This is a genomic window from Parvibaculum indicum (assembly GCF_011762095.1).
In the GTDB taxonomy this organism is placed as follows: domain Bacteria; phylum Pseudomonadota; class Alphaproteobacteria; order Parvibaculales; family Parvibaculaceae; genus Parvibaculum; species Parvibaculum indicum.
This window is the reverse complement of sequence record NZ_JAASQO010000006.1, coordinates 1-23,660: the sequence shown is the minus strand read 5'-3', so window position 1 is coordinate 23,660 and position 23,660 is coordinate 1. Positions and strand designations below refer to the sequence as shown.

Genomic DNA, 23,660 nt, shown 5'->3' with positions numbered 1-23,660 from the left:
GCTCACTCCCTCTCGGACAGGTCGGGATTGGCGCCGGCGCCGGGCCGGTCCCCTTCCCGAACCGCCTGCTCGGTCGAATGAAGGCGGGCGCGGCGGCGCTGCTCCGCGCGCAGGCGCCGCGCCCACATCGGGACACCACCATCGCCCGGCGACGCAGAGGCGATTGCGGGACCACCTGCCGATCGCCCGCCACCGGTCGCCTGCCACGCCGCAGCGCGGCCGCGCTGCGCGCTCTCGGTGAAGCCGCCGACCATGTGCGCGCCGGCGGCACGGGCCGTGCCAGCCCCTGCGCTGGCGACACCGGCCATACCGGCAGCCACGCCAGCCGCACCGGTGGCGCCCGACGCGGCCTTGCCCATCCCGTAGGCCGCACCGGTGCCGGCAGAGAGCGCCGTCCCGGCGCGCACGGCGGACAATCCGCCCGCACCGGCCATACGGGTGATACCGAGCGCGGCCGTGCCGCCGGCGAGCGTGCCCCCGGCCACCGCGCCCGCCGTGCCGACGGCGGCACCGGCCCCCAGTTGAGGTGCGCCGGAGACCAGGCCAGCGGCAATGCCGGGCCCGAAGATGCCGAGACCGAACAGCGCGAGTGAGGCCAGCACCATGGACATCGCCTGCTCGAGGCTGGGCTCCTCGCCGTCGAGCGCGCCGATGAAGTCGCCGAACAGGGTGGTGCCGATGCCGATGATGACGGCGAGCACCATCACCTTGATGCCGGAGGCGACCACGTTGCCGAGCACCCGCTCGGCGAGGAAAGCTGTCTTGTTCCAGAGCGCGAAGGGCACCAGCACGAAGCCGGCAAGCGTGGTCAGCTTGAATTCGATGATGGTGATGAAGAGCTGGATGGCGAGAATGAAGAAGGCGAGCACGACCACCAGCCAGGCGAAGACCAGCACGACGATCGTCACCGCGTTGTCGAAGAAGGTGGTGAAGCCGAGGAGCTCGCCCGCCTGCCGGATCAACGGATAGGCGGCCTCGAACCCAGTGCCGGCAACGAAACCGGGCCTGAGAAGATCACCGGCACTGAGGCTGTTGTTGGTCGCCTGCAGGCCGAGGCCCGAAAATGAATCGAAGATGGTGCTGGCAAAGAACTGCCAATTGTTCAGGATCAGCGCGAAGGCGCCGATGTAGAGCACCTTGCGGATGAGCCGGGCGAGGACGTTGGAGCCCTCGTCCAGCGCCCACCAGAGTCCGGCGAGCGTGATGTCGATGGCGACCAGGATGGAAGTGAGGAACGCGACGTCGCCCGTCAGCAGACCGAAGCCCGAGTCGATATAGGTGACGAAGGTCTGCGTGAAGCGGTCGATGACGTTGATGTCGTCCATGGCCAGTCGCCTCGCTCACCTCAGTCAAGCGGCGTGTAGGCCTTGCCGTCGCCGAGGAAGCGGTCGAACTGGGCGCGCGCCTGCTCCTGAGCGGCGGCCGTCCGGGCGCGCTCCAGCGCCTCGGCCCGGTATTGCGCGGCGACCAGCTCCTGGGTCTGGAGCTGCTGCTTGGTCGAGAGCGCGACGAGTTGGTTGGTCGCCTGTTGCGCCTGGAGACTGCCGATGGCGGCCTGGGACTCGGCGACGAGGCGCGCGAGCTCGCCGCTATCGGCCTCCACGTTCTGCACGACCTCGGCCTGCACCAGCATGGTCTGGCGCAGCGCGTCCATCGAATGCTCCCAGCGGCCGCGCGCGTCGCGGGCGAGCTCGTCGGTGGTGACGGTCGCCGCGTACTCCTTGGGGTAAAGCCGCGCGAATTCCTGCTCGGTGCGATCGACCCGAAACGCGATGCCCTCGGCCTGCGCCATCAGCAGGTTGATCCGGCCGAGCGCCGCCTGGATCGCGCCGAGGGAGGAATAGTCGAGGCGCTCCAGGTGCTTCGCCATATTCTGCAGCATCAGCACCTGGTTCTGCAGGCTGCGGATCTGGTTGTTGATCTGCTGCAGTGCCCGGGCGGCCTGCAGGACGTTTTGGCTGTAGTTGGAGGGATCGAACACGGTCAGCGCCTGCGCCGGCTGGATCGAGACAAGGGCGAAACACATCGCGAGGCACACAACAGCGAGATGCCGCTTCATGGCTGTCCTCCTTGTTCGGTGGGGAAGTCACACAGCAGGTCCGCCGCCCAGTCGAGGTCCCGTGCGAGGAGCCAGGCTTCGGCGAACCGTTCCGATCCGGCTTCCGCCAGCACACGGTCGACGAGCGCCTGGTCGGACGGCTGGGAGGCCGCGCAGAAGGCGAGCGCCACCGGCCCGAGGCCGAGCTCGAACAGCCGGTTGCCGCGCCAGGACTGCAGGTAGTAGTCGCGCTTCGGCTGGGCGGCGGAGATCAGCTCGACCTGACGGGCATTGAGGCCGAAGCGCTCGTAGGCGTCCCGGCTCTGCGGCTCAAGCGCCCGGTCGTTGGGCAGGAAGATGCGCTGCGGGCAAGACTCGATCAGCGCCGGCGCGATGCTGCTGTCGGCGATATCGGCGAGCGACTGGGTGGCGAAGACGACGGCGACGTTCTTTTTGCGCAGCGTCTTCAGCCAGTCGCGGATGCGCCCGGCGAATAGCGGGTTGTCGAGGAAGAGCCAGGCCTCGTCGAGCACGAGCAGCGTCGGGCGCCCATCGAACCGCGCCTCCAGGCGGTGGAAGAGATAGGTCAGCACCGGCAGGACGGCGCCCGCCTCCTGCATCAACGCTTCCATCTCGAAGCACTGCACGTCGGCCAGCGCGAGCGCGTCCGCCTCGGCGTCGAGCAGCGCGCCGTAGGAACCTTCGAGCGTGTAGGGTGCGAGTGCCGACCGCAGAGCATTCGACTGCAGGACGACAGAGAGCCCCGTAATGGTGCGCTCCGCCGGCGGGGCCGAGGCGAGGTTGCCGAGCGCCGACCAGACGACCTCCTTCACTTCCGGCGTGAGGACGACCTTCTCGTGGGCGAGCAGGCCGGCGATCCACTCGGCGGCCCAGCTCCGGACCACGGGATCGTCGATGTGCCGCAGCGGCTGGAACGCGAGCGCGCCGCCGATGCCGAGCGCATGGTGCCGTCCGCTCATGGCGAGCACTGCGGCGCGGGCGGAGCCGCCCTTGTCGAAGACATAGACCTGGGCGCCCGCGTAGCGCCGGAACTGCAAGGCCATCAGCGCCAGCAGCACCGACTTGCCGGCGCCCGTCGGACCGACCACCAGCATGTGCCCGACGTCGCCGACATGGGTCGAGAAGCGGAACGGCGTGGTGCCGCCCGTCTCGGCGAGCAGCAGCGGCGGTCCGTCGAGGTGGTCGTTCCACGCCGGCCCGGCCCAGACCGCGGACAGCGGCACGAGATGCGCCAGATTCAGCGTGTGGACCAGTGGCTGGCGGACGTTGGCATAGACGTGTCCCGGTAGGCTGCCGAGCCAGGCCTCGACGGCGTTGACCGTCTCTCGGATGGTGGTGAAGCCGCGCGCGTTGATGACGCGCTCGACCGCGCGCACCTTTTCGGCGGCCTGGGCCCGGCTCTCATCCCAGACCGTGACGGTCGCAGTCAGATAACCAAAGGAAACATGATCGCCGCCCAGCTCCTGCAGCGCCGCGTCGGCATCGACCGCCTTGTTATCGGCATCGGAGTCGAGGAGCGGCGCCGGCTCGTTGTAGAGCACCTCGCGCAACAGCACGCCGATCGACTTGCGCTTGGCGAACCACTGGCGCCGCATCCGTGTGAGCGCGCTGTTGGCCGCGGTCTTGTCGAGCGGGATGAAGCGGGTGACCCAGCGATACGGGAAGCCCAAGTGGTTGAGGTCGTCGAGCAGCCCAGGCCGGGTCGTGTTGGGGAATCCGAGCACCGTGACGGTACGGAGGTGATGCTCGCCAAGCATCGGCTCGAGCCCACCCGCGAGCGGCGTGTCGGCGAGCACTGCGTCCAGGTACATCGGCGTCTCCGGCACGGCGACCGGATGCTGCCGGGTCGAGACGGTGCCGTGCAGGTAGGTGAGCGTCTCGGCGTCGTCGAGCGGTGCGCAGACCGGCATCAGGCTGGAGAGCAGGTCGAGCGCCCGGTCGGTCTCGGCGACGAAGGCCTCGAGAGGGTCGCGGTAGTCGATGCCGCGCTCGTCGGGCGGCGTCTCCAGCAGCGCCCGCTCGGCCCGGTTCACCTGGTCCGGCGGCGGGAGATAGAGGAGCGTCAGATGATAGCTGCTCTCGAAGTGCGCCCGGCCTCGATATGCCGATTCGCCGTCATGCGCGCCCATGGTTTGCTCGAATGCGGCGCGGCGCTCCCGGTCGACCAGCCAGGACGCCGGATCGGGGAACTCGGACGCCGGATAGCTGGGCGCGGGGTGACGCTCGGCCTCGAAGAACAGCGCCCAGCCCGAGCCGAAGCGCCGCAACACGTTGTTGAGCCGCGCGCAGGTGGCGACGAGTTCGGGCTCGGTGGCGCTCTCCAGGTCGGGCCCGCGGAAGCGGAAGGTCCGCTGGAAGCTGCCGTCCTTGTTGAGCAACACGCCGGGCGCGATGAGCGCCGCCCAGGGCAGGTAGTCGGCAAGCCGCTGCGGCTTGCCGCGGTATTCGGCGAGGCTCAGCATCCGAGCCACCCCTTGTTCCGGAGGTGGCGGCTCAGCACCTGGCCGAACTGCGGATCGCGCTTCGCCGCAAATACCGCGAGTGAGTGGCCCATCGCCCAGACCAGGAGCCCGGCGATCCAGAGCCGGAGGCCGAGGCCGAGCGCGGCCGCCAGCGTGCCATTGACGATGGCGACGGTACGCGGTGCACCCGCGAGCAGGATCGGCTCGGTGAGCGCGCGATGCAGCGGCACCTCGAAACCATCAGCGTGGTCCGTCATGTGACCAGCGCCCCGCCGCCGAAGGAGAAGAAGGTCAGGAAGAAGCTCGTCGCCGCGAAGGCAATCGTGAGACCGAAAACGATCTGCAGCAGGCGCCGGAAGCCGCCCGAGGTGTCGCCGAAGGCGAGCGAGAGGCCGGTGATAATGATGATGATCACCGCGATGATGCGCGCCACCGGCCCCTCGATCGATTGCAGGATCGATTCCAGCGGCGCCTCCCACGGCATGCCCGAGCCGGCGGCGAACGCCGGCGTGGCGATGCCGAGGACAACGAGTGCGGCCAATGCCGGGAGTGCAATATGCCGATGGCAGGGTTGACGCATGAGCCTGCTCCTCCGATTCACAAGGTGCTTAGACGGGCCGGCGAGAGCTCGACGACGCGGTAGTCGCCATGGGCGTCGAGCCCCTCGACCCCGGCGATGGTCTCGACGCGGCGCCCCTCGCCCCGGCCGCGGATGAAGACCACGAGGTCGATCGCCTGGGCGACGAGCCGGCGGGGTACCGTGACCACCGCCTCCTCGATCAGCTGCTCCAGCCGGTAGAGGGCCGAATGGGCCGCGTTGGCATGGACCGTGGCGATGCCGCCGGGGTGGCCGGTGTTCCAGGCCTTTAGCATGTCGAGGGCTTCCGGTCCCCGGACCTCGCCGACGATGATGCGGTCGGGCCGGAGCCGTAGGGTCGAGCGCACGAGGTCGGCGAGGCCGACCACACCCGGCTTGGTGCGCAGCGCCACGCAGTCGGGTGCCGCGCATTGCAGCTCGCGCGTATCCTCGATCAGGATCACCCGCTCGTCGGCCCGCGCGATCTCGGCGAGTAGGGCGTTGGCAAGCGTGGTCTTGCCCGAGCTGGTGCTGCCCGCGATCAGGATATTGCGCCGGTCGCGGACGGCCCGGCGCAGGGCGTCCGCCTGCAACGGCATCATGATCCGACCCGCGACGTAGTCCTCGAGCGTGTAGATCTTGGCCGCCGGCTTCCGGATCGCGAAGCAGGGCGCGGTCGAGACCGGCGGCAGCAGCCCCTCGAAACGCTCGCCCGTCTCCGGCAGCTCGGCGCTCACCACCGGATTAGCGGCATGGGCCTCGACGCGGAGATGGCTCGCCACCAGGCGGATGATCCGCTCGACCTCGGCCGCCTCCAGCCGCTCGCCAGTGTCGACCCTGCCCTCGCCCAGTCGGTCGAGACGCAGGCTGCCGTCCGGGTTCACCATCACCTCGATGACGGCGGGATCGGCGAGCGCCACGCCGATGGCCGGGCCCATGGCCGTGCGCAGCATGGCGCGGCGACGCTGGCGGCTTTCCGCGTGCCCGTCGGTGCCGCTCATGGCTCGGCCTCCTCCTCGGACGTCTGCGCCAGCACCTCGCCCGCCAGCGTCCGGCCGCCGGCAATGCGCCGGCCGACCTGGTCGATGAAGGCTTGGAAGCGCTCGTGGCCGAGCGCGCGGGCGGCCTCCTGGTCTGCTTCCGGGAGCGGCGCCGTCACGGTGAGGTAGTAGCGGACGAAGAGCGCCAGGCTCTCCAGCAGGATCTGCTGGTCGCGTTCGATCCGGTTGAGCTGGCGGCTGAACCGGTCGAGCCGGACCTTGAGGCGATCATCGAGCTCGGTGGCGCCGCGCCGCGCGAGGAAGCTGCGCAGCGCGTCCGAGACGATCGCCGACTTGGACGAGCCGGGCTTGGCGGCAAGCGCTTCGAGCTGCTCCGTCAGCTCGTCGTCGAGATAGAGGTGATGGCGCGGTTTCATGGCATCCCCTCAGAATCCCGGCAGCAGGTCGTCGTCGCGTCGGCCCGGGTCGCCGTCGATACCGTAGGCGCGGGTGACGGTGGGGAGCCTGCGGGCGCGATCCATGGTCTTGGTCTGGGCAGGGGCGTCGGCCTCGTCGTCCAGGAGGTCGAGGTCGCTCTGCCGCGCGGGTTCGACCGGCTTCGAGACCTCGGGCTCCGGCATGCCGGGATGGCGCTGGTGCTGCAGCCCGCCCTCGTCGTCCGCGTCGGCGAGGCCGAGTTCGCGATCCGCCGCGGCGGCAAGACGGCTGTCGGTCCCGCGGATCCGCCCGGTCCAGTCGCCTACGCGCGGCGCCGGCCGGTCGCGGTAGCCGTTCTCGGCAAGCGCCGGCGCGTCCGCGATCCGAGCGGTGAAGTTGCCATCCTCGTAGTAGCGGAGCTTTTTAGCGCGGAGCGGCGGCAGGCCGGAGACGAGCACCAGCTCGTCGGAGGGTGGGAGCTGCATGACCTCGCCCGGCGTCAACAACGGGCGCGCCGTCTCCTGGCGCGAGACCATGACGTGACTGAGCCAGGGGGCGAGCCGGTGGCCCGCGTAGTTGCGCTGCGCACGCAGTTCGGTGGCGGTGCCGAGCGCGTCGGAGATGCGCTTGGCCGTGCGCTCGTCATTGGACGAGAACGCGATCCGGACATGACAGTTGTCGAGGATCGCGTTGTTTTCGCCGTAGGCCTTGGAGATCTGGTTCAGGGACTGCGCGATCAGGTAGGCGCGGATGCCATAGCCCGCCATGAAGGCCAGTGCCGTCTCGAAGAAGTCGAGGCGGCCCAGCGCCGGGAACTCGTCCAGCATCATGAGGAGTTGATACCGGCGGCGCTTATCCGGACTGCCTTCCAGGCGCTCGGTCAGTCGCCGCCCGATCTGGTTCAGGACCAGTCGCACCAGCGGCTTGGTGCGGGAGATGTCCGACGGTGGGATGACCAGGTAGAGCGAGACCGGCCGCTCGGCGTCCACCAGGTCGGCGATGCGCCAGTCGCAGGCGGCGGTAGTTGCCGCGACGGTCGGGTCTCGATAGAGCCCGAGGAAGCTCATGGCGGTCGACAGCACGCCCGAGCGCTCGTTCTCGGACTTGTTGAGCGCCTCGCGCGCCGCCTGGGCGACCACCGGATGCACCACCGGATTCTGCGGCGTACCCAGATGGTTGGTCGCCATCATGGCGCGCAGCGTGTGCTCGAAGGACCGGCGCGGGTCGGAGAGGAAGCTCGCGACGCGCGCCAGCGTCTTCTCCTCTTCGGCGTAGAGGACATGGAGGATGGCGCCGACCAGCAGCGTGTGGCTGGTCTTCTCCCAGTGGTTCCGGCGCTCCAGCATCCCTTCCGGGTCGACCAGGATGTCGGCGATGTTCTGGACGTCGCGGACCTCGTGCGGCCCCTTGCGCACCTCGAGGAGCGGGTTGTAGCGGGCCGAGCGCGGGTCGGTCGGGTTGAACTATAGCGCGACAATCTGGGTGAGATGCTGGCGACAATCAGGATGAGATTCTATGTCGCGGCATCGGTGACGATATCACCGTGTTTGTCACCGGCAAGGTTTTCTTCAGCCGGTGTTTGTCGCTCCGCGTCAATCAGAGGTGTGTTCTTGATTGTCGCGTATGCGGCGGGCCTGCCCCTCTTGCGTTTGGCCTCGAGCGCGGATCGCCGCCTGTAGCTCTCGACATTCATCTCGAAGATGGTGGCATGGTGAACGAGCCTGTCGACGGCGGCGAGCGTCATGGCGGGGTCGGGAAAGACCCTGTTCCATTCGCCGAAGGGCTGATTGGCGGTGATCATGACGGAACGCCGCTCATATCGCGCCGAGATGAGTTCGAACAGGACACTGGTCTCGGCCTGATCCTTGGTGACATAGGCGAGATCATCGAGGATCAGCAGATCGAACTTGTCGAGCCTGGCGATGGCGGCCTCGAGCTGCAATTCGTGGCGGGCGACCTGCAGTCTCTGAACCAGGTCGGTGGTTCTGGTGAACATGACCCGCCAGCCGTTCTCGATCAGCGCCAGGCCGATGGCGGCGGCGAGATGGCTCTTTCCGCCGCCGGGCGGGCCGAACATGAGAACATTTGCCCCCTTGGCCAGCCAGCTGTCTCCTGCGGCCATGGCCATGACCTGTGCTTTCGAGATCATGGGAACAGCGTCGAAGTCGAAGCTGTCCATCGTCTTGCCGGACGGCAGGTGCGCTTCGGCGAGATGACGGGCGACCCTGCGGTGAGCGCGTTCGGCCAGTTCATGTTCGGCGATGGCAGCCAGGAAGCGGGCGGCCGGCCAGCCTTCCTTGTCGGCCTGCTCGGCGAAGCGGGGCCAGAGGGTCTTGATGGTGGGCAGCCGCAGGTCGTTCAGCATGATACCGAGGCGGGCCTCGTCAACGGTGTGGGAGGTCTTCATGCGCGTTCTCCCGCTCTTTGCGTCGATCCGACGAGGGCTTCATAGCTGTCCAGGGAAACGGACCGCACCGTGACGGTCGGCAAGCTGGCGTGGTCCGGGGCGAACCTGCTTCGCAGGGCGGCCAGATCAGGCAGATCGCCGGCCTTGAGGATCCTGGCCAGTTCCCCTGCGAGGGCCGCTTCGCAATTGCGGTCATGGGCAAGGCCGAGCAGTTCGACCGTGGCCTTGCAGGCCTGCCGTTCAGGCAACCGGGCGGCAAGCGCCTCGAAGGCCCGCCGATACTCTGCCCGCGGGAAGAGCTTGTCGCGATAGACAAGATGCAAAAGAGCCATGGGCTTTCTGCGCAGCGAATGGATGACATGGTGATAGTTCACCACCTGGTCGTGTTTGCCGTTTGCCCCGGCGCGGCCCCTTGGCAGCGTCAGCAGGTGGGTGCCGCCGATGAAGAGCTCCAGCCGGTCGTCGAACAGGCGCACGCGCAGCCTGTGGCCGATCAGGCGGGAGGGCACGGTGTAGAAGACCTTGCGCAAGGTGAAGCCGCCGGTGCTGGAGACGGTGACGATCACCTCCTCGAAATCCGTGCTGCGCCGTTCGGGCAGATCCTGAAGATGCGGACGCTCGACCGCGATCCCCTTGCCATGAGCGGCGTTCCGCCGGCCGACGATCTCGTCGATGAACGCACGGTAGGCCCTGAGGTCTTCGAAGTCGGGACTGCCTCGCATCAGCAACGCATCGCGGATCGCCCCTTTGAGGTGGCCGTGCGCGCTTTCGATCGAGCCGTTCTCGTGCGCCACGCCCTTGTTGTTGCGCGTTGGCGTCATGCGGTAATGGGCACAGAGAGCCTCGTAGCGTGCGGTGAGATCCGACCGGGCTTGCGCATCAAGGTTGCGGAAGGCGGCCGAGAGGCTGTCGCTGCGATGATAAAGCGGGACGCCGCCTGCCGACCAGAGCGCATTCTGAAGCCCCTCGGCCAGGGCGACGAAACTCTCGCCACCGAGAATGACATGGGCATGTCCGAAGCCCGACCATGGCAAACGGAAGTGATAGAGCAAATGCTCCAGGGGCTGACCTGCGAGCGTCACGCCGAGGGACCCCATGTCGGTGAAATCCGACAGTCCGAGCCGGCCCGGCTCGTGAACCTGCCGGAAGATCACCTCCCTGTCTTCCCCGTGGATCGCCCGCCAGGCGCGGATCCGCCGCTCCAGTGTCCGGCGAATACCCGGCTGCAGGTCGGGATGGCGGCGCAGCATCTCCTCGTAGATGGCCACCGGGCGAAGCCCGGGCGCGGCCCGCAACATAGGCACGACTTCCGCGTCGAATATGAACTCCAGCGGATCGGGACGCCGCCGCCCTTTGGCCGGCGTCTTCTGCGACGGGAGCCGGGGATCCTGCACGATCCGATAGGCGGTTGCCCGGCTCATTCCCGCCTTCGCGGCGGCGGTCTCGATGGGGTGATCTTGTCTCAGCTTCATGAAAAGTCTCATCTGATGATCGGTTACATGGCGCCCCGGCACAAAGGTGGTTCCCCATTCCAGAAAACCACCAGCGTATCGGGCCGGTCGCGATCACAGACCCCAAAATCGGGCGCAGCGGCGGGTGTATGCCTCCGGTCGGGCTACGCCCTCCCTGCGACACACACCCGCCGAAACGTCTCATCCTGATTGTCGCTGAGTCTCATCCTGTTTGTCGCTGCGCAGGTTGAACAGCAGGCAATGCGAGAACCGCGACCGCCAGCCGGCCGTAAGCTGCCAGTTCTCGCCCTTGATGTCGTGGATGACGGCCGAGCCGGTCCAGGACAACAGCGTCGGAATGACCAGCCCCACGCCCTTGCCCGAGCGCGTCGGTGCGAAGGCCATGACGTGCTCGGGACCGTCGTGGCGCAGGTAGCCGCCTCCCAGCCGGCCGAGGAACACGCCGCGCGGCTCGAACAGGCCAGCCCGCTCCACCTCCTTGCGGGTCGCCCAGCGCGAGGAGCCGTAGGTGGTGACGAACCGCCCCTGCCGCGCCCGCCACAGCGAGCCGACGACGGCGACCACCGTGCCGAGCAGACCACTGGTGCCGGCCAGCAGGCCCGCGCGCCGGAACAAGTCTGGTGCATAGGGCTCGTAGGCGTACCACCACTCGAACAGGCGCCAGGGGTAGTAGACCGGCCACTGCAGGAGTTCGAACCAGGGCGCACCGAGCCGCGGCTGGTAGCCCAGCATCGCCGCGGTCCATTGCGTCGTCGCCCACACCCCGCCGATCACAATGGCGAAGACGATTAGCGCCTGGCCGATGAGGAGCTTGGTCGGTGTCATGCCCTTGAGTCCACACGTCGGCGCGACTTGTGCGTCGCGTCACGCCCCAAGAGATTCCTCAGACCGGCGGAATCGAAAATCGCATTTATTTACGCTGATCTACGCTCTCTTCGGCGCTTGCCAAGTAGGGGTAATAAGAGCGTAGCTGGCCGAGCGAAACGTGGAACTGAATTCGAGGACGGGGTAAAATCCTCACCTAAACGACATCCGAGTTCGAAGACGGCAGACGGTTGCCGCGGAAGAGGGATTCGGTAGGCAAGATTTGCATTTAGGGAGCTGGTGAATGAAGGCGCGATCAGCCCTTCTCGGTCTCATCATCTGGACCGCTGTCGTGGCTGCGGATGCCACGCAGGCCTCAGCCGCAGATTCGAGCGCGTACCAGGTAAGTGGGTTCAGGCTTGGAGCGACCGTGGAGAAGATCCAAGCAGCCGCGACCAAGAGTGGTCTCATCACTCAGAATGTCGTCCGTGGTCCGTCCTTCGAGCAAGCGATCATGCAGGCGCAGAGCAAGCTGATCCCAGGGCGGGACTACGCAGGTGTACGGATGGTTCGGGCGCGAGGTGAAGCGGCCGAGGCTCAAGTCACGTTCGCACCAACGCCAGAAGGTCCGCGGGCGATCAAGATCGTATACGATGTACTGCCTGGTGGCCCCGACATACCGACACTGGAAGCCAAGCTCCTCAATGACTACGGTGCGCCGAACCAGAGGAGCGAACGGGAATGGGTGTGGGGCGACACGGGGGCCTTTTACAGCCGCAAGAACGCTTATCTTGAATTTCGGCCGAACCCGGTCAGCGCCGGCGTACGAAGGCCTATCGCAACCTTGATCCTCGCTGACCCGGCCCTCCAGGAGCGCTCTCGGGAAACTATTGCTGTCGAAGCAGCAAAAGGTAGCTGATTAATACCTCCTCAGCGGCTGCAAACGATGAAGAGTTTTGCCTTACGCGGAGCTAGAAAGCCCAACGCTTGCCTGAAAGAGGTCGTTCCTTGTGTTGGGAAGATTGTCGGAAATGGGTGGATTTCGGGCTTTCGCTGCGCTCCGCCTCAATGCTCGTAAGGACCGATTACCAGCTCTGCCGTTGCCAGAGAATTGCCCGATCCTGGCTGAGCAATCCGTTCGTCAGGGCTGGGACATCAATTCAAGGCGAACGCTCTCTCGTGGTGATCACCCACAGCCGTTCTGCGAGTTTCCGAAGTCACCGGTAGCGAGCCCCTTCCTGCCGGCAGTGCTCCAGAACCCGCTCGATCCAGCGGTCATACCAGACCCACGTGTTCTTGTAATCGCCCTGGCAACCGTATCCCTTCGCTGGGTTCTTTGCGTCGAGTTCCTGCATGAGCTTCGTGTGGTCCCCGGGGCCGAATTTCGGGAAACCAGCCTCCTTGACTGCCGCGAGCACGTCCTTCCTGATGAACCGCGCCCGGTTCACCTCCTTGAAGATCACCTCGCCGACCTCTTGTGCCGTATCACTGCCAGGCTTCACGGTAACAACCGCGACATCAGAGCCGGCAGCCTTCTTCGCGGCGACGGGCACGAAAGCGACCTTGAGGCGGAAGGCCGGGTCCTTAACTTGGTCGTCGGACAGTCCATGCTCAAACGCGCTGATGAAGGACGAGACATGCAGGGGCAGTGAGGACGCCGTCTTCAAGCTGCTCCGCTGGTCAGGCCCAAACGACACGAACTGGAGAGCGATCGGCAGTCGCTTCTCAAGACCGAACTGCTTCCCGAAGAACCCCTTCAGTGCATCGTTGAAGTTCAGGGCACATGACTGGAGCTCAGCGCCAACCGCATCATCGATGCGGCTGGTCGACTGGTGCTCAATCTCGTTCCGTAGCTCGATGAGAAAGCGAAGGTTCGTCTTCGCTCCCTCGGAGAGCGGGCACTTGCCCGTGCTGATGCACTGGCTCAGATCCCAGTAGCGGTCGGCGCCGTGGGCCGTCTGCTTGCCCTTGTATTTGTAGGGGATGCCCTCGCGCTTGTAGTAGGCGTGAAGCAAGTAGGTCCAGGCGACGATGGCGGTCGTGATGAAGAGTTCGGCGCGGAACATCAGTCCGGCGGAGTTAAAGGTGTGGACTGCGGCGATCATAGCTTCTCGGGCCTTGATCAGGAGTTCGTCGCCTCGGGCGCTCAAGCCTGTTCCGGGGTCGACATCGGGCCAAGTCGACAGGAACTCGTCGAGGGCTTCGTCGGAAGCAGGCTTGACGCTCTTGTGCTTCTTCCTCGCCCTGATCTCTCCTATGAGTCGGTGGTTAATGGAGCGGGTCGGGCGGGTGAAGTAGGCCAGAATGTCCTGATCGTTCGTGAAGCCGCCCCCGCGATGAATCATCCCCTTGACGATCTCGACCTCCCACCGCTCGAGGGTGTTACCGCGCCGCCGCTTGATTCTTCTTGGTTTCGCCTCGTCTGCCATCGCCCTTTTCTCCGAGAAGGGAGCTAACACTACGGCTATGGAGTGGTCAAACTTCCGACGAACGCAACCGGTCACTTACTGATAGATCGGGCAATAGGAGTAGGATGGTCGGTATAACGCCTGGATGGCTGCTCCGCACTGGACGTTCTCGGACAGCCGCTATGAGACACGAGCATGCGCGGCCACGCCAGGTTCGGAGGGCTGCTTCGGGGTCGACAGCGGGCACGCCTACGAGCCTGATCGCAATCCTACGAGATGCCCGGACCGCGCCGCTTGCGCCCAAGCGACCAGGAGATCGTGTCGCCGCGCAGCGTACCGGACACTTGCTTCCCGAGGTTGCGCTCCAGTACCGGCCGCCATGGCACCAGCGTGAATTCGCGCGACTTCTCAATCACGGCAAACCGGCCGCTGACGAGGTCCAGCCGCCGGCGGTAGACGCCCTCGATCCGCTTGCCGGGCTCGCTTTCAGCGTATTGCAGGCCAAGTTCGCCGGAGAGCTGGTCCGCGACCCGCGTCAGGTCGCGTCGGCGCAGGAGACCGAGCATGTTGGCACGGTAGACGATCCGGTCCTGCTCCTGGCGGGCAAGCTCCTGCTCAATTAACCACTGCCGGCGCCGGTCGAGCGCCTGGCGTACCTGGCGCCCGAAGCCCGCGTCGCGGAGGCTGGTCGGCGTGTCGGCGAGCAGCTCCCGGTCGAGCCAGGTCGCGCCGTCGGCGCCGACCTGCCGGTCGAGCGCCACCGCGGACAGCATCGCGACGATGACCGGGCTCGCCCGTGCCCGGCTTCGTTCGTACGCCGCCGCCCGATCCAAATGATCAGGCGCGATCGTCCAGGTGCCATCCGGCTGGCGGTCGACGCCGATGTCCCGCCGCCGCATCGCCTCGAGCCGTCGCACGTGGGTCTCGGCGAACGCGGCCGTGGCCGTGGGGTCGTGCCGCAGGTGGATGTCAACGCTGTACTGCCCGTCGTTCGCGGCGGCGATCTCGGCGATGGTTCGGTCGACGTCTCTCGGCGCGGCCCGCTTCGGTGCGATCGCAATGATCGCACCGTCCGGCAACGGCTCGGTCGTGTCGGCCCTGCCGATATCGACGTAATGGGCGCGGCCGTCGACACCGTCTACGATCAGGTAGTGGCGGTCGTTGATCTCGTCGGAGAGACCGCGCGCGACGACGCGGCCGACCAGTCGCCGCGCCTCTGTGTCGGCCGGGTCGTAGATGGCGTACTCCGAGGTCGCCCTGTCCCGACCCTCGCGGGTCATCTCACGGTGCATGGTCTTGATGATGTCGCCGCGCTCGCCCATCCGGCGCAGCACCGGCTCCAGGTCGTCGGCCAGCCGCCACCGGCCCGGCTCTATCTCCTCGGCGAGTCCGAGGCGATGGAGCTTGTGCAGCCGGCCGGCGCGCAGCGTCTGGCGGAAGGCGTCGCCGGCCGCGGTGCCAGACCGGACAAGCCCGTCCTCGCCGATGTCGCCCAGCAGGCCGCGGTCGAGGCTGGTAAAGCGCTCCTGCTCCACCTCCCAGCGCAGGCGGTGCTCGATCTCCAGATCGGAGCGCGGCCCGAGATCCAGCTCAACGATCTCTGCCGCCCGCTCGCGCATCCCCCTGGCGAGGTAGTCGCGGGCGATGACGAGATCCTTCCCCTGGTCGTCGCGGCCGCGCAGCACGACATGGGTGTGGGGATGGCCGGTGTTGTAGTGGTCGACCGCCACCCAATCGAGCCGGGTGCCGAGGTCGTCCTCCATCTGTCGCATTAGCCGACGGGTGAACCCTTTCAGCTCGTCGTACTCGGCGGCGTCCTCGGCCGAGACGATGAAGCGGAACTGGTGCCGGTCGCCCTCGCCGCGCTCGAGGAACGCCCGGCCGTCGGCACGATCGGACTCGGCGTCGTACAGATCGCCGGGCAACCCCTCGCGGGTGACACCGTCGCGCTGGATGTAGCGCAGATGGAGCTGGGCCGCCTTCCGCCCCTGCCCCGTCAGCTTCACGATGCGCGACTTCACGATCACCCGGCGCGCCCGGTAGGCGGCATAGCGGTCGCGGGCGGCGAGCACCCGGCCGACGCCGGACCCACGACCGATGCGGTTGCCCTGGAAGGTACCGCGGCTCGGCAACGACCGGCCGCCGGCAAGCGCCATCGACCGCAGCACCTGGTGCAGGTAGCGACGCCCGCGCTTGCTGCCGCGGCTGCGGATCCGGCCGAGCCTCGGCGTGAAGTCGTCATCCTTCATGATCGCCGCCGGTCATGTTGCATCGTGATCCACGAGTAGACGACGGCCAGCCGAAGCCGCAAGCCGGCGCCATGAAGATCGCGGCAGACCAAGGACTTACTCCCGCACTGGCGCCATCCTGGACGGGCATGGCGCCAGGGAAAACGATGTGCAGCCAACGACATAGGCGTCTCATGGCGCCATCCTTTTATCTTGCCCTACCGGGCTTCTGAGCCACCTGCCGTCCCTCCTACGATCACCTGCGATCTCTGACCGGACCTTGACTCGGGCGACCGGTCGCGCGCCGGCCAGGATCACCACACAAGGAAGTCGGGAGCGGCACCTGACGGTATCGCTCCCAGGGTGGCCGGTGGCATCATCCGCCACTCGCCAGGAACGCCTGTTCGGCGCTCTCAAAGCACTCGAAATGGCGCAGACCGAGCATCCAATGGACGTCTCGGTCGCCATCGACGAGACACGTCGCGACGTAGTAGCGGGCGCGGAAGTAGCCGAGAATCGTCACCCGCTCGAACATCTCGTTCTCGTCGTCGAGGCTCTCCCAGGCGCCGAGATTCATCTCCGCGATGCGTCCGTCCCAGTGGAAATCGGCGCGCTCGGCGGCGATAAATAGCTCGATAGCGGCGTCGATTCCGTCCGTTCCGAACTCGGCGATCAGGTCGCGGCGGAGCTGCGGGAAGCGGTCGAACGCGGCGTGCGGATGCGTGTGAAGTGTGGTCATCGGAACCTCCGTGGTTGCTGTCCTCCTCATCGAGGACAGCTCCCGCCATCGGCCGGCGAAGCGGCTGTCAAGGACGCCGGAGGCGCCGCGAAGCGGGGCGCGGGGGAGCCGAAATGCGGAGCGGAGCGCCAGCGCAGTGGAGCATTTTGGGGGGACCGCGCATCCTTGACGGGCGCTTCGTCCTGGCTGGTACGCTGGGACAACCGAGACGAGGTCCTCTCTCTCCGACAGGGCACCGGCCGCGCCGTCGCGGTTCATCGGTCCTCGCCCGGCACGGTACGCAAGGGCACGAACAGGCTGTCCGTGGCCACCGTCGACGACGACTCGCGACCGTCCGTCACCGTCGCGCGCAGAGGGAAGAAGAGACGCCGATCCGTTTCCGCGGCCCCTGCGGCCTCTGTTGCCAGACGCGACGGATCGAGCCGCGCGAGGTAGGCACGGGTCTCGCGCGGCAGCGGTCGCCCGTCGGTCAGATGCTCTTGGTAGCGACCGGGCCCGGCATTGTAGGCGGCGAAGAGGCCGGGGAACCCGAAGCGCTCGTAAAGGGTGCAGAGATAGGCGGTCCCGGCCAAGATGTTGTCGCGTGGGTCGTGCGGATCGCCACCAAGACCATGTCGCCGACGCATCTCTTCATAGGTCCCCGGCATCACCTGCATGAGCCCCATGGCGCCGGCGGACGAAGTGATCGGACGGCCGTCGAGCATAATTCGCCCCGCGCTCTCGGCCGCGATAACCGCGCGTATCCAAGTCTTCGGGACGGCGAACCGGGCGGAGGCCTCGGCGATGAACGGCTCCCAGCGGTCGAGCCGCTGCTCGACGGGGGCCGGTTCAGCGACGACGGAGGACGAGCAGGCAAAAGTCGCAAGGGCAACCGCGCCCAGCGCCAGGACGGTCACCCGGTCCATAGCGGCACGAGCCTCCCGATGACCCTGGCGCGCCGTACCGGCCCGAAGTACCGGCCGTCGAACGAGCCGGAGACACCGGCCATCAGCAGGAACAGTTCGTCGGCGGCGAGCGTGCGACAGCCGGTCCAGCGCGGCAGCGCACGGCCGAAGGAGTCGCGATTGCGACGCGTGGCGACATACGTGCCGTTGACGAAGACGGCATCGCCGACGGCGCAGACGACGTCGTCCGCAACCGCCACGAGACGCTTCACCAGGGGTGTCCCGACCGGCAGATAGCCACGGTCGGCCGCAAGCCTGCGGGCGTCGGGCGGCAAGGTGGCGAGCACCAGATCGTCGCGTGCCGGAACCGTGCGGCTGACCCAGTAGAGCCCCACGGGCGCGCTGGCGCTGGCATTCCAGACCAGGCGCGGCGCCGGCGCGGCGAGTGTTGCGAAGCCGAGGGCGGCGAGCCCGAGGCCCGCGAGGGCGAGCGGGACGCGCGGGCGGCGACGCCCGCGCCGGCGCCGCGTCGGCCGCAGAGCGCCGGACAGCAGGAGCCGGTCCTCACGCATCGGAGGTCGATCCCTTGGACCGGGAGTCGGACCACGCGTCGAGGTCGTCGATGTGGTAGCGGACGTAGCGCCCGTGTTTACGGTACTTCGGCCCGCTGCCGGTCACGCGCATCTTCTCGAGCGTCCGGCCCGACAGGCCAACATAGTGGGCGGCTTGGGCGGTGTTGAGGAAGGGGCTGCCCTTCTTCGCGCGGGCGGCGCGTTCGTGTTCGTCATCGCTCATTGTCGTCACCTCGTCGCTTGAAGCGCGCGACCGGCGGGGTCGCGCCGATGACGGCGAGGATGGGCGCGCGAGGAGGCGGTCCGGGACGGGCGAAAATGGCCGTCGGGGAATTCGCCTCCCTTTCCGGGACAGGCGAAAGGCCCCGCGCCCGGCAGGGCGCGGGGCCAAGGCGGCGGCCGTTAGTCGACCGGGTTCCAGATGATCGCGAAGGTGTCGGGATCGTCCTGCCCGGCGGCGCGGCCGAGGTTGGCGTAGAGCTTGCGCGGCCCGAACTCCGGGGCGGCCAGGCTCAGCGAGACATAGCTGTTGCCCGAGTTCTGGCCCACCCGCTTCCAGGCGGCGCCGAGCTCGACCCGCTCGCGGTCGTCGGTGAAGACCCGGAAGTCCGGCTGGTTGTCGGCGTCCTTGTCGCGGTTCGGCAGGAGCACGACGCTGCGGCGGATGCTGAGGGTGTTGATGAAGCCCTTGTAGGAGCCGTCCGCCTGGCGGTTGACGTATCCGATGGCTGCCATGTTCTGATCCTCCTTTGATCGTGCAGGGCGCCCATCGCCCTGCTCACGGCGGACCGTCCATGGCGGGCGCCGGACCGGCGCACCCGGAGGGCCGGAGCGCCAGCGGAGGACCGGTGGAGGCGGCTATTTTGGAGCGCAGCGGCCGCGAGGAAGCCCGCCGGAGCACCGCGTAGGCGGGCGGGGAAAATAGTCGCCGCAGCCGGTTTCGCCGCGACGGGGACCGCCATAGGTCCACCAGCCGGAGCAGGCGCATGGGCGGTTGCAACGACGGAGGATCACGACCCGAGGCAGCCGGTTTGATCAAGCGTGGACGGCGAACGTGGGCGCCGCTTCGACCACGCACAACCCTCGCGTCCGCTCATACAAGCCGCACAGGAACGCAGGCAACACGCCACCCGGCCCGGCATTCGGGCTGCCCGGGCAGCCGCCCCGGAGGCAAGCGGGTGGGGCGGACCGAAGGCAATCTCCCGTCACCCGCCGCCAGAACGGGGACCGGGAAACGCCCAGCCAACGAGCTTCGGTGCGCCGAGCCGGGTGCAAGACCCGTCTTGCCGGCGCCGCCAACGCGGTTTGTCAGCTATCGCACGGCGATCCCCCGGGCGTCAGCGCGACGGGCCGTTGGTCACCGGGAGCTTGATCCCCGGGTGACCGTCTGGTTCAACAGAACCATGCCGAAAGTTTTTCGGGAGCGGCTTGAGTATCCGTGTTTGGCCCGTGCCCGTGGAGAAGTGGAATGCATACCGACACGGTCGAGCCCTGGACGCACGATCACACCTTTGGACAGGATCGGCGGCGCAAAGGCGAGCGTCCCACACTGATCGTCACAGTCCTGACCATCGTGACGATGGTTGCCGAGATCGTCGCGGGGTGGGCCTTCGGCTCGATGGCACTGCTCGCCGACGGCATGCACATGGGCTCCCACGCGGTGGCGCTCGGGCTGAGCGTCTTCACCTATGGGTACGCGCGGCGGCACGCCGGCGACGCCCGATTCACCTTCGGCACCGGCAAGGTCAACGCGCTCGGGGCGTATACGAGCGCCATCATCCTTGCCGGCTTCGCAGTGATCATGGCCTGGGAGAGCGGCGCGCGGTTCCTGAATCCGGTCCCGATAGTTTTCGATTGGGCACTGGCCGTGGCGGTGATCGGGCTCCTCGTTAATGGCGTCAGCGCCATGCTGCTGACGGGCCGCGAGTCAGGCGCTCCCCGTGCCGATAACAGCCACCATCACCATGGACATAAGCATCAGCACACGCATCACCATCATCACCGGCACGACCACAACCTGCGCTCGGCCTATCTTCATGTGCTCGCGGACGCCCTGACGTCCGTCCTGGCCATCGTCGCCCTGCTGGCTGGGAAATACTTCGGCGCCGTCTGGCTCGATCCCTTCATGGGACTGGTCGGCGCCGTGCTCGTCGCACGGTGGGCCTGGCATCTGCTGCGCGATACCAGCGGCGTGCTGCTCGACCACCGAGCCGAAGAGCCTGTTCGCCGAAACGTGCGCCAGGCCATCGAGGGCGACGCCGACAACCGACTCGCCGACCTGCATATCTGGTCGGTCGGACCGGGAATCTATGCCGCCGCGCTCAGCATCGTCACGCATGAGCCACGGGAGCCGGAGCACTACCGGGCGCTGCTGCCCAACGAACTCGGCATCGTGCATTTGACCATCGAGGTCCATCGGTGCCAGGAAACCGTCGCGGCCTGAGGGCGTGCCGACGATCGGCAGGCGGCGCATCGTGGCTTTGCCAACGTCCGATTGCGTCGGCAAAAACCATCAGCGGATCACGGGGCCGGAACCGGTGTCGGACGCAGCATCGACAAGCCAGACTCGCGCATAAGGCAACAGCGGCTCCGGCAGTGCGTCGGGCGCGAACCAGCCCCACTCGGTGGCCTCGTCCGACCGGCGCTGGACGCCGCCGGTGAAGAAGCGTCCGCCCGTCAGGATCATAAGTCATCGCCGCGACACCCGGCCGGATGTCCGTGATCGCATGATCGGAGTCGTCGCCTTCGCTCACCATTTCGCGCCGGAGGATCGGCCGTCACCAGACGCGAATCAACCGGTGCCAACAACTTGCGCTCTCGGCCAGCCAACCACGAGTCGGCCGAAAAGCGGGCGGCGGCCGTCAGGCCGCCGCCCGCGACGGATCACGCGCCATCGAACAGGGACCGCACCCGCGCCCATTCGTCGACGGTGGCGAGCGTGCCGTTCTCGGTGCAGGTCCGCACCGGGAAGGCCAGCCAGCCGGGCAGCCAGCCCTCGACCTTGGCACGGCCGTTCGCCCCGTCGAGGCAGTCACGGACGATCTTCTTCTGCGTCTTGGCCTTCTCCGCGATGTTGGAGTCGGCACACCGCTTGCCCGCGACCTCGGCAAGCATGGCGTTGAGTACGGCCTTGTCGCGGATCATATCGAAGAAGGCGTCATCGGGCTGCCAATGCTGCCCCGCGTCCACGCCCAAGTGGTTGCCGACCGCCTCGACCACGGCGCTGCCCGCCTCAATCGTCTCGGCCATGACGCAGGCGGCGATGCGCAGCACGTCCTCGTCGGAGAGCCCCAGCAGCTTCGCGAACACCACGGCCGTGGGATAGGCGTCGTAGCCCGGCTGCGTGACGGAGTGGTGATAGTCGGGCCGTTCCAGCAAGGCCAGCACTGCCTGCCGCTCTGCGTCGAAGGCCTGCTGCGCCGAACTGGTTGCCACGCTCTCGGCGATGGCGTCGCTGCGCGCCTGCTGCGGCTCGGGCTTCACCTGCCAGTGGCCGGAGGATGCCACGGCGTGCGCCACCATGAGCCGCAACGCCACGCCCGGATGGGCCACAAGCGCGAGGCGGACCACGGCTTGGCGGTGCAGGTCGAGGTAGTTTTGCATCGCCTTGGTGACCTCGGGCCGCGCGGCGGGTGCGACCTCGGTCGCCTCGCCGTCCGCGTCCGCCGACGCGGCCTTCCGCGCCGCGCGGCGGGCCTCCTTGCGGCCGAGCCAGCCCTCGTGGAGTTCGACCTCGCCCCGGTGGGAGACGGCGATGAACACCTTGCCGCCCTTCTTCTTCGGGGTCTTCTCGTGCTCCCAGCTATGGAAGTACTGGCCGGGCTCCAGCACCACGACCTCGGCCCATCCGGCTTCGAGATACTCGTCCCGCTTCGCCGCGATGGCCTCGTTCTGCTTCTGCCAGAACAGGTCCGCGTCGGCGAAGTAGGCATCCTCGCCGAACAGGTCGGCGACGATCTGGCCGGGATAGTCCTCGACCGGGAACAGGGCGACGGAGGTGGGGATCGACTGGCCGCCGAACAGCCACTGCTTCAACTGGAAGCCGCGCGGCGCGTACTGCTCGGGATCGGCGAACAGGGCGAGCCAGTCCTTCTGCTGTGCCGTCGAGGCCAGGGTGAGATGGCGCACCGTCTCGGCGTCGATCTCGCCCCTGCGGTAGGCCGTCCTGATCCTCGGCAAGAGGTTACCGAGGGCGAGGCGGCGCTTCACCATGATCTCGGTGATGCCGAAGGTCTCGGCGATCTCCGCGACCGACTTCCCTTCCTTGGAGAGCCGCACGAAGGTCTCGTACTGGCTCATCTCGTCGGGGTCGAGCCGGGCGGCGTTCTCGATCAACGAGGCCTCGAGCGCGCCCGCGTCGTCGCCCGGCTCCATCACGGCGCAGGGCACGGGCTCGACCCCGCCGCCTTCCTCGGCGACCGCCTTGGCGGCGAAGTAGCGCCGCCGCCCGGCGACGATCTCGAAGCGCTCGTCCTCGCCGTTGGGCCGCACCAGCAGCGGCTGCAGGATGCCGCGCGCGCGGACGCTCGGCAGGATGTCGGAGACGTCCGGCGCGCGCTTGGCGTTCCGCATGTTGAACGCGGAGACGTCCAGTTTGTCGATCGGGATGTGTTGCAGTTGCATGGTCACTCTCCTTGGCTCTTGGGTCAGCGGCCCCACCGGAAGCGCAAGCCACGGGCGGGGCCGTGCGCCGCCTATCGGCGCGTCGGTCCCGCCCCATCGGGTGGAATTTCGGGGTTGCGGGTGCGGAGCGCGGCGGCGGCCTGCGCCAGTGCGCGCTCGGCCTCGGTGATGCGGCCCGCGATCCGCGCCGCCTCGGCAAATACCGAGAGCGGGAAGCGGGGTTCGAAATGGAGGTCGCGCTCGATGCCGAGACCGAGCGGTCCCTTGACGCTCTCAAGCTCGGCGAGGCTCACATAGCCAAGCTCGGGGCAGCCGAAGCCGAGGTCACAGAGCCCGAACAGGATGTCGGGCTCGTCCGGCATCATCTCGGTGATCAGCCATGTGGCCGCGCCGGTCGGCTCGAACAGCTTCACGACCGGCACGTGATCGGTCTCGCGCTCGGTAGCACCGTTGGCGAGAAGACGGTCGCGGATGTCGTCGGGGATCAGGATCATGGCGGACCTCCGGGTCAGAACAGGTCGAGCTGGTTGCGCGCGTCTTCGTCGAACAGGCCGACGTTCAGCGGCTTCTGCGGGACGCGCGGGGTGAGCGGCGCGACCATCCGCGCCTCGATGCGTTCGCGCTGGCTGATCGGGCGGACGCCGGGCACGAGGGTCTGCTCGCCCTCGGGCGTCGGCTCGCTGGCGAGCGGCACGGCAGCGGGCGCGCTCATGCCGCCGCTCCCTCCGCGCCGGCCGTCTCGCGGAAGGCCAGCAGGTAATCGGCGGCCTTGGAGGCGAGGCTCGCGGCGCGGAAGATGGCGCGATTGTCCTCGCGCAAGACCTCGAGCCAGGACCCGATGTAATCGGCGTGGCGCACGGTGGGCGTGATACTGAGGCTGGCGCACACGAACGCGGACGCCATCTCCGCGATATATCCTGACAGTCCAGCCCCAATCTGAAATTTTTCCGCAGTGAAGATGAGGTTGATCATGCTGCCATCTCCTCTGCCTGGGGCTGCTGAGCGTG

The 23,660-nt window shown here is 67.5% G+C and carries 22 protein-coding genes and 3 pseudogenes; 2 read left to right on the top strand and 23 right to left on the bottom strand.

Annotated elements, in window-relative coordinates; all coding sequences use genetic code 11:
- Window positions 1-2: 2 nt before the first annotated feature.
- The 11 genes and pseudogenes from trbL to FHS78_RS08730 form a co-directional block, all read right to left on the bottom strand.
- Window positions 3-1,325, bottom strand: coding sequence for a P-type conjugative transfer protein TrbL (gene trbL / locus FHS78_RS08780; protein ID WP_167093301.1), 1,323 nt, complete (start codon window positions 1,323-1,325; stop codon window positions 3-5).
- Window positions 1,326-1,345: 20 nt separating this feature from the next.
- The gene (gene trbJ, locus FHS78_RS08775; protein ID WP_167093299.1) at window positions 1,346-2,059 is read right to left on the bottom strand and encodes a P-type conjugative transfer protein TrbJ; all 714 of its coding nucleotides are present in this window, start codon (window positions 2,057-2,059) and stop codon (window positions 1,346-1,348) included.
- Window positions 2,056-4,521, bottom strand: coding sequence for a conjugal transfer protein TrbE (gene trbE, locus FHS78_RS08770; protein WP_167093297.1), 2,466 nt, complete (start codon window positions 4,519-4,521; stop codon window positions 2,056-2,058). Before trbE ends, trbJ begins: the two co-directional genes overlap by 4 nt.
- Window positions 4,515-4,778 carry a VirB3 family type IV secretion system protein gene (locus FHS78_RS08765; protein ID WP_167093296.1) on the bottom strand — a complete coding sequence of 88 codons (264 nt, stop codon included), beginning with the start codon at window positions 4,776-4,778 and terminating at the stop codon, window positions 4,515-4,517. The genes trbE and FHS78_RS08765 overlap by 7 nt, the downstream gene beginning before the upstream one ends.
- Window positions 4,775-5,101, bottom strand: a complete 327-nt coding sequence (locus FHS78_RS08760) for a TrbC/VirB2 family type IV secretion system protein (RefSeq protein ID WP_167093294.1) — start codon at window positions 5,099-5,101, stop codon at window positions 4,775-4,777. Before FHS78_RS08760 ends, FHS78_RS08765 begins: the two co-directional genes overlap by 4 nt.
- A 17-nt stretch (window positions 5,102-5,118) precedes the next feature.
- Complete coding sequence (trbB, locus tag FHS78_RS08755; RefSeq protein WP_167093292.1) at window positions 5,119-6,099, bottom strand: P-type conjugative transfer ATPase TrbB; 981 nt, start codon at window positions 6,097-6,099, stop codon at window positions 5,119-5,121.
- On the bottom strand, window positions 6,096-6,515 hold the full coding sequence (locus FHS78_RS08750) for a ribbon-helix-helix domain-containing protein (protein ID WP_167093290.1): 420 nt from the start codon (window positions 6,513-6,515) through the stop codon (window positions 6,096-6,098). Before FHS78_RS08750 ends, trbB begins: the two co-directional genes overlap by 4 nt.
- 9 nt (window positions 6,516-6,524) lie before the next feature.
- Window positions 6,525-7,979, bottom strand: a pseudogene (gene traG, locus FHS78_RS08745) (IncP-type conjugal transfer protein TraG); the annotation flags it as partial.
- 50 nt (window positions 7,980-8,029) lie between these two features.
- On the bottom strand, window positions 8,030-8,923 hold the full coding sequence (istB, locus tag FHS78_RS08740) for an IS21-like element helper ATPase IstB (RefSeq protein ID WP_086467128.1): 894 nt from the start codon (window positions 8,921-8,923) through the stop codon (window positions 8,030-8,032).
- Window positions 8,920-10,437, bottom strand: a complete 1,518-nt coding sequence (gene istA, locus FHS78_RS08735; protein ID WP_425500294.1) for an IS21 family transposase — start codon at window positions 10,435-10,437, stop codon at window positions 8,920-8,922. The genes istB and istA overlap by 4 nt, the downstream gene beginning before the upstream one ends.
- A gap of 183 nt (window positions 10,438-10,620) precedes the next feature.
- Window positions 10,621-11,220: pseudogene (locus tag FHS78_RS08730) on the bottom strand (type IV secretory system conjugative DNA transfer family protein); the annotation flags it as partial.
- A gap of 283 nt (window positions 11,221-11,503) precedes the next feature.
- Here FHS78_RS08730 and FHS78_RS08725 point away from each other — a divergent pair.
- On the top strand, window positions 11,504-12,118 hold the full coding sequence (locus tag FHS78_RS08725) for a hypothetical protein (RefSeq protein ID WP_167093285.1): 615 nt from the start codon (window positions 11,504-11,506) through the stop codon (window positions 12,116-12,118).
- A 298-nt stretch (window positions 12,119-12,416) separates the two neighbouring features.
- Here FHS78_RS08725 and FHS78_RS08720 read toward each other — a convergent pair whose 3' ends face one another.
- The 7 genes from FHS78_RS08720 to FHS78_RS08690 all read right to left on the bottom strand — a co-directional run bounded on the left by FHS78_RS08720 (window position 12,417) and on the right by FHS78_RS08690 (window position 18,765).
- Entirely contained in the window at window positions 12,417-13,628 is a 1,212-nt protein-coding gene (locus FHS78_RS08720) for a DUF3644 domain-containing protein (RefSeq protein ID WP_205305259.1), read from the bottom strand.
- A gap of 248 nt (window positions 13,629-13,876) precedes the next feature.
- On the bottom strand, window positions 13,877-15,856 hold the full coding sequence (rlxS, locus tag FHS78_RS08715; protein ID WP_167093283.1) for a relaxase/mobilization nuclease RlxS: 1,980 nt from the start codon (window positions 15,854-15,856) through the stop codon (window positions 13,877-13,879).
- Window positions 15,857-16,211: 355 nt separating this feature from the next.
- Complete coding sequence (locus FHS78_RS08710; protein ID WP_167093281.1) at window positions 16,212-16,574, bottom strand: hypothetical protein; 363 nt, start codon at window positions 16,572-16,574, stop codon at window positions 16,212-16,214.
- Between the two features lie 254 nt (window positions 16,575-16,828).
- Window positions 16,829-17,479 carry a lytic transglycosylase domain-containing protein gene (locus tag FHS78_RS08705; RefSeq protein WP_167093279.1) on the bottom strand — a complete coding sequence of 217 codons (651 nt, stop codon included), beginning with the start codon at window positions 17,477-17,479 and terminating at the stop codon, window positions 16,829-16,831.
- Window positions 17,467-18,030: a S26 family signal peptidase gene (locus FHS78_RS08700; protein ID WP_167093277.1), complete on the bottom strand. Its 564-nt coding sequence runs from the start codon at window positions 18,028-18,030 to the stop codon at window positions 17,467-17,469. The genes FHS78_RS08705 and FHS78_RS08700 overlap by 13 nt, the downstream gene beginning before the upstream one ends.
- Entirely contained in the window at window positions 18,023-18,253 is a 231-nt protein-coding gene (locus tag FHS78_RS08695) for a helix-turn-helix transcriptional regulator (RefSeq protein WP_167093275.1), read from the bottom strand. Before FHS78_RS08695 ends, FHS78_RS08700 begins: the two co-directional genes overlap by 8 nt.
- 179 nt (window positions 18,254-18,432) lie before the next feature.
- Window positions 18,433-18,765, bottom strand: a complete 333-nt coding sequence (locus tag FHS78_RS08690; RefSeq protein WP_167093273.1) for a DUF736 domain-containing protein — start codon at window positions 18,763-18,765, stop codon at window positions 18,433-18,435.
- Between the two features lie 733 nt (window positions 18,766-19,498).
- On the opposite strand from FHS78_RS08690, the gene dmeF reads away from it, so the two are divergent.
- On the top strand, window positions 19,499-20,473 hold the full coding sequence (dmeF, locus tag FHS78_RS08685) for a CDF family Co(II)/Ni(II) efflux transporter DmeF (RefSeq protein WP_167093271.1): 975 nt from the start codon (window positions 19,499-19,501) through the stop codon (window positions 20,471-20,473).
- A 69-nt stretch (window positions 20,474-20,542) separates the two neighbouring features.
- Here the strand turns inward: dmeF and FHS78_RS08680 are convergent, their stop codons facing one another.
- The 5 genes and pseudogenes from FHS78_RS08680 to FHS78_RS08660 all read right to left on the bottom strand — a co-directional run.
- Complete coding sequence (locus tag FHS78_RS08680) at window positions 20,543-20,716, bottom strand: hypothetical protein (RefSeq protein ID WP_167093263.1); 174 nt, start codon at window positions 20,714-20,716, stop codon at window positions 20,543-20,545.
- A gap of 197 nt (window positions 20,717-20,913) precedes the next feature.
- On the bottom strand, window positions 20,914-22,653 hold the full coding sequence (locus FHS78_RS08675) for a ParB/RepB/Spo0J family partition protein (protein ID WP_167093261.1): 1,740 nt from the start codon (window positions 22,651-22,653) through the stop codon (window positions 20,914-20,916).
- A gap of 71 nt (window positions 22,654-22,724) precedes the next feature.
- Window positions 22,725-23,147, bottom strand: coding sequence for a DUF2958 domain-containing protein (locus FHS78_RS08670; protein WP_167093259.1), 423 nt, complete (start codon window positions 23,145-23,147; stop codon window positions 22,725-22,727).
- Between the two features lie 14 nt (window positions 23,148-23,161).
- A complete protein-coding gene (locus tag FHS78_RS08665; RefSeq protein ID WP_167093257.1) occupies window positions 23,162-23,365 on the bottom strand; it encodes a hypothetical protein in 204 nt (67 codons plus the stop codon).
- Window positions 23,362-23,565: pseudogene (locus FHS78_RS08660) on the bottom strand (zincin-like metallopeptidase domain-containing protein); the annotation flags it as partial. The gene FHS78_RS08665 and the pseudogene FHS78_RS08660, both read right to left, overlap by 4 nt.
- Window positions 23,566-23,660 lie beyond the last annotated feature (95 nt).